A 5,071-nucleotide genomic window follows, 5' to 3' on the forward strand; every position below is an offset into this window, starting at 1 on the left:
TTGAACTCGTCGGAGTAGTTTTTCTTTGCCATTGGGGTGGATCATCTCGCTTCCCCCGAACTCTGTCCGGGATTGAGCGTGTCCAACACGAGGGGTCAAGGCCCTACCTAGTGGCGACAGCTGAATTTCGACCCGTGCGTCGTGCCAACGTTCGGTGGCGCGAACAGCCTGGTCACGGATGTCGTGGTACACCTCTTCGGCGAAGGTTTTGTCGCCCAGCCGAAGTGCCAGACCGTTGCGGATGATGTCATCGAGTGTCTCGGGACTGGCGACTCTCGTCAGATCATCTGCACCGAACGCGAAGCCATCAATGACGGCATCGCGCATGGCCGGCGCCGATTCGGCCAAGACATGTCGGAGCCGCTCGATGTCGCGTGCTTCTTTGTCCTTGTTTGTGACGTAGTCGAACCCGAGACCAAGGATCGCTGCAACCAGCAAGGTGCCACCGACTTCGCTCCACGGGAAGAATGCCAGCCATGCCAGGCCCGATAGCGTCGCGACCTGTGAGTCGAGCGTCATGAGAGCCAGTCCGACAATCGCCAAAACGATTGCGGCAATGATGGTTTGGAGCTTGATGACTCGTGACAATGGGTCGTGCATAGACTGCTTGCATTATAGCAAGCGCACACAACAATGAATAGACCAAAAGCAGAGGGCCGCAACCGAATTCAACGAATTCGTCCGCCGACCCTCTGCTTGTCTACCTGCGGGAACGGTTATCCGTTGCCGTCGCCGATGAAGCCATCGCCTCCACCCATGCTGATCACCCACTCCCGTTCTTCATGCCACCCCGAGGGCGTCTTAAGCCCGCGACGGACGACGCCGGAACGAACCGCCGTGGCCGTCGTGGAGATCCGATCCTAAGATGAATAATCATGGGATGCAAAGTCATGGGACTGATCGTCTCTGGATTCATCGCCATGGGACCTATGGGGTTGTACCGTTATGCCAACCCCAGCCAAGGCTCCGCTATCCGACGCCACCCGAATCTTCGGCGAGCGCGTCCTCGCGCGCCGAAATCAGCTTGGACTCAGCCAGGAGAAGGCAGCCGAGCTGATTGGTCTGCACTGGACCTACGTCGGCCAAGTCGAGCGCGGCCAGCGGAATCTCACGCTGCATAACATTCTGAAGTTCGCGACCGGGCTTGAGATTGACGCAGGCAAACTCATCGAAAACCTTTCCGCGCCAATCGAATAAGTGCAGCGTTCATCCGAACGCCGCCTTCTCTTCCATGCCGTTGCTGTTCCACTAATCGCGCCGTCTTCAATTCTGCGGCCATCCACGCCGAAGCGCGAGAACGCATCGACCAGCTGGGGGAGGCAGGCGAGGAAACATGTTTCGCGGGTCTGCTGGTCGCCCCTTGTGCTCGCCGTTGTTCGACCTCGTCGTGTTTGGCGATTGCTCTGGGAACGCAAATCTCTGCATTGAAGGCTCTCACTACAGCTGCAAGTGCCCGCTGCGACGGGTGTGACTCCTGTTACCAGAGTGATACCCGGTAACTCTTGTGCAAATCGTGAGCCTCGGCAAAGGATGGGTAAAGCCCGCGTTCATCGCGGCGGGGAGATATCGAACTGTCACATCTCGGAGGGGAAAGCTATGCGCTTGGCGCAGTCACGTCTATGTCGAAGAAAACGTACGAAAACCATTCGTCTACTTGCTATTTCAGCAGCAACGCTGTGCGTGTTGACGCTCCCGACGGCGATCGCGCAGTCGGAACCGACACCCGCGGAGCCCGGCCCGACAACATCGACGACCTCGCCGTTACCGACTCCTACTAGCGTGTCTCCGGTGCCGACGACACCTGCGCCGTCTGCGACGCAAACTCCAGATAGTCCTCCGCAAAACACGAAGCCGCCGGCGACCGTTCCTGCGGAGCCTCAAACTGAGCAAGTCGAGGCACCGCAAAGTGCGCCCCCAGCGTCGACGACGAGTGCTCCTCCGACCACTAAGACGAAGCCCGATAAGTGGAGGCCGACCGAATCACCGAAGTCGACCCTCGTACCCGGTCAAATGCGCTCGGATCGCGAGGAGATTCCAGAAGGCTTCACCAAAGAAGACGCTGACAAGGCGGAGATTGCTGAGGCGGAAGTGCTGAAGCGCCGTACGACGCAACGTGCAAGTGCGCAGGCCGCGGCCACCGACTGCATGATCTATTGGCCCGAGTGGCGCTACCAGGTCTGCGGCGCAATCCGGGTCAAGTATGACTCCCTTGGCGGCCCGAATAGCTTTCTGCTTTATCCCACGTCCAACGAGATCCGCAACCCCGACAACGTCGGCGTCAGGCAAACCTCTAATAACGGGCCCATCTACTGGCACCCCAGCGCTGGCGCGCATCCCGTTGTGAACCATTTCTTCGCTGCCTGGCAACGCAATGGCTGGGAAGGCGGGAAGCTGGGCTACCCGACCTCCGACGAAATCGTCAATCCCGACAACTTCGGCCGGCGCCAGAACTTCCAAGGAGGCACCGTCTACTGGAAGGCCAACGAGGCCTTCTACGTCACCGGAGCCATCCGTGACAAGTGGAATCAGTTGGGGCCGCTGCCCGCCGAACGTAGTTTTCTCGGCTACCCCCTCTCCGATGAGGTCGTCCTACCCGGAGGCCAGGGCCGCATGAACCGTTTCGAGAACGGTGTCATCTACTGGGCACCGACCACCGGTGCGCATCCTGTCGCCGGGCAGATCCTGAACCAGTGGGCCGCTGACAATTACGAGCAAGGTCCATTCGGTTACCCGATCGCCGACGAGCGGCGAGTCGGTGGCATCGGCGCGGAGCAGGAATTTCAAGGGGGCTGGATCAGCTTTCCGAAGCGCGTATCCGATACGTACTGCGGAGAGGTATGCACGGACGCCGTCTACGACAGGTATCCGGAGTTACGCAACGATGTCTTCACATCCGCAGTACCGCGATTGCCTGATTGTGACAGTATTCAGGGAGACGGAGTATATCTCTGTGTCGGCGAAGAGGACGAACAACAAACGCAGCAGCGAGCACCACAGGAGCCTCAGTCGAGGAGCGCTCCGCCTGACGCCGCGATAGAACCGTGGTGCTACGACGCTGCATATCAAAAATGGCGAGTGGAGCCACTCTATGCGTGCGCAGTGTTTGACGACGATCCGTTGCACCAACCTGTGCTGGTAGAAAAAAATAGAGGGAATAAGGTTGTAGTCGGAAGGTTCCATCTCAAATATGAGCTGGAATCGCGAATCGATGCGAAGACGCTCAACTTCACAATGCGCCTACGAATAATTGTCGAATCTGCCACAGGAGAGGCTGCTGGTGCAAAAGTAAAGGTAATTCCGCAATGCACTCAGACGCCGTGTCAAGTTCGTGAGCCACCGGCATCCGAAGGAGGGGTGCTAAACGAAGGGTCAAAAGTGCTGGTCGAGTTTAAGGCAAAACCGAGCTCGGATCCTAGTCCGCTAAGTACGCCAATCATGCAGTTCGATCTAGATATGAGCCCCGCGCCAGGAATGCGCTGGAGCGAGAAGCGAGATGGCGGCAAGCAGTACCCAACAATTCGGTGCGATAACTACACTTATCTCTCCGGAATGGGTTGCGTCTTCGCAGAGGCAACTCCTGCACTCGACTATGGCCCGGACATGCTCGTACCAGAGGTTGGCTGGCATATCCAGCAAGCCCAGCAATCGGGACTGCCTGGAGCCACGAAAGAAAATCCGCTCCACCGAGCGACGACGGTGCAACGTGACGAGTCAGCACGAATAGCGTGCCGCGGTCCTCTCTATCCATCTCCAAGACCCGCAGGAAAGCAGTGTGACGAGTACCCCTTCAAATCGGCCGTCGAAGGTGCACAGAATGGAGGTGGTCCGCGCACGCACGGCGATCCATGCAAACTGCCGTTAATCAGCCCCGGATCAGGTCCGGTTGGGTTTAGCGTATGCATTCTGAGTGCACAGCAGAACAGCAGCGCGGGTACCGCAATAGAGCTGATGTTCAGTCGCTACCGGGTAAGACGTGAAACCGCAGATCCCTTCGTCGTTAGAGCATCGTCAGCGCTGGTGCCAACCCATCCCTAGTGGGTCAGATGTAGCGATCGCGAAGAAGGGCTCGGAGAAATGGTGCTCTATAAAGGAACCGTTCGTGTAGACAACCACCTCATGAAACTGATGGAGCAAGACGGTTACGACGAATTCGACTGGTGGACCGACCAACCGTCGACGCTCCTACGGTTCGGGCAGGGGGTGATCGTGATCCTGACCGGCGTCGCGTACGGACCTGTCGCTGTCGAGATTCACGTCTTAACCAGTTCGCCACCTCTCGAATTGGACCGATGGGAGGACGTTGCCGAGGGTGATTTGACCACCGAGGCCGGGGAGTTGATGGTTTCAGGCATGGACTCCATCAACACCATCCCGGGCGGGAACGCCGGCGTTACGCCGAAAGGGCCCGCACATCACCGTGTTCGGGTGCACGCGAATGGCCGCGACATTATGTTCGATGAGGGAATTTTTGATGATGATCCGCCTGTCGAGAATTATCTCATCCAAATTTGGCCAGCGACGGGCACAGGCTCACGGATCGCGTTAAAGGACAGCACTGGTCGGTGAATTAGATCCGGCTGCCGAAGAAGAATTTCACGAGAAGGCCAAAACTCACAATCAAGCGAGGTGCAACCTGTTCGCTGCGAACCATTGTTGGATCCGCAGCGAACAGGTACACCCGGCGAATGCTTTGACGAACTTCGTGAGATTCTGACGCGACCGCGGTCCATCGATTGTCAGTGTTCGAGCCTTCGCCGAAGATCCAGATTTCACCGACGACTCGAAACCGTGAGAGATGATTCTTCAACTGTGGAGCACCAGCTCCTCTAATGGAGAACGCGGCCGAGAGGGAGTTTTTTTGCTGCCGATGTCCGGGTCAACGGGAAACTCCTCGCTCCACTTCCGCATCACCTAGCCCAGATCTTTCTCCGGGCTGACGTGCCGGCTTGATCTGTTTCGGATTGGGTTTTCGATCTTGAAACGGACGGTTGAGCGTGGAGAATTCCCCGGTCAGTGGGTGCTGCCGGGTTCCACTGGCCCGGTGGGAATGATTATTTCGTGTCGTCGGTGC

Annotated in this window: 3 protein-coding genes and 1 pseudogene; 3 read left to right on the top strand and 1 reads right to left on the bottom strand. The window is 57.9% G+C overall.

The window, feature by feature from the left end:
• Nucleotides 1–600, bottom strand: a pseudogene (locus ACHIRB_RS23330) (hypothetical protein); the annotation flags it as partial.
• Between the two features lie 345 nt (nt 601–945).
• Between ACHIRB_RS23330 and ACHIRB_RS23335 the strand changes: the two are divergent.
• The 3 genes from ACHIRB_RS23335 to ACHIRB_RS23345 all read left to right on the top strand — a co-directional run bounded on the left by ACHIRB_RS23335 (nt 946) and on the right by ACHIRB_RS23345 (nt 4,566).
• Nucleotides 946–1,197: a helix-turn-helix domain-containing protein gene (locus tag ACHIRB_RS23335; protein WP_395117887.1), complete on the top strand. Its 252-nt coding sequence runs from the start codon at nt 946–948 to the stop codon at nt 1,195–1,197.
• A gap of 813 nt (nt 1,198–2,010) precedes the next feature.
• The gene (locus ACHIRB_RS23340) at nt 2,011–4,035 is read left to right on the top strand and encodes a hypothetical protein (RefSeq protein WP_395126668.1); all 2,025 of its coding nucleotides are present in this window, start codon (nt 2,011–2,013) and stop codon (nt 4,033–4,035) included.
• Between the two features lie 39 nt (nt 4,036–4,074).
• Nucleotides 4,075–4,566 (top strand): hypothetical protein, encoded by a 492-nt coding sequence (locus tag ACHIRB_RS23345; RefSeq protein WP_395117883.1) that lies wholly within the window; start codon nt 4,075–4,077, stop codon nt 4,564–4,566.
• Nucleotides 4,567–5,071: the final 505 nt, after the last annotated feature.

The sequence above is a fragment of the Antrihabitans spumae genome (genome assembly GCF_043944905.1).
Classification (GTDB): Bacteria; Actinomycetota; Actinomycetes; order Mycobacteriales; family Mycobacteriaceae; genus Antrihabitans; species Antrihabitans spumae.

Excerpts from the sequence above, each read along its gene's own strand:
- ACHIRB_RS23345 (WP_395117883.1), top strand. The coding sequence starts at position 4,075 with ATGGTGCTCTATAAAGGAACCGTTCGTGTAGACAACCACCTCATGAAA.
- ACHIRB_RS23335 (WP_395117887.1), top strand. The coding sequence starts at position 946 with ATGCCAACCCCAGCCAAGGCTCCGCTATCCGACGCCACCCGAATCTTC.
- ACHIRB_RS23340 (WP_395126668.1), top strand. The coding sequence starts at position 2,011 with ATGCGCTCGGATCGCGAGGAGATTCCAGAAGGCTTCACCAAAGAAGAC.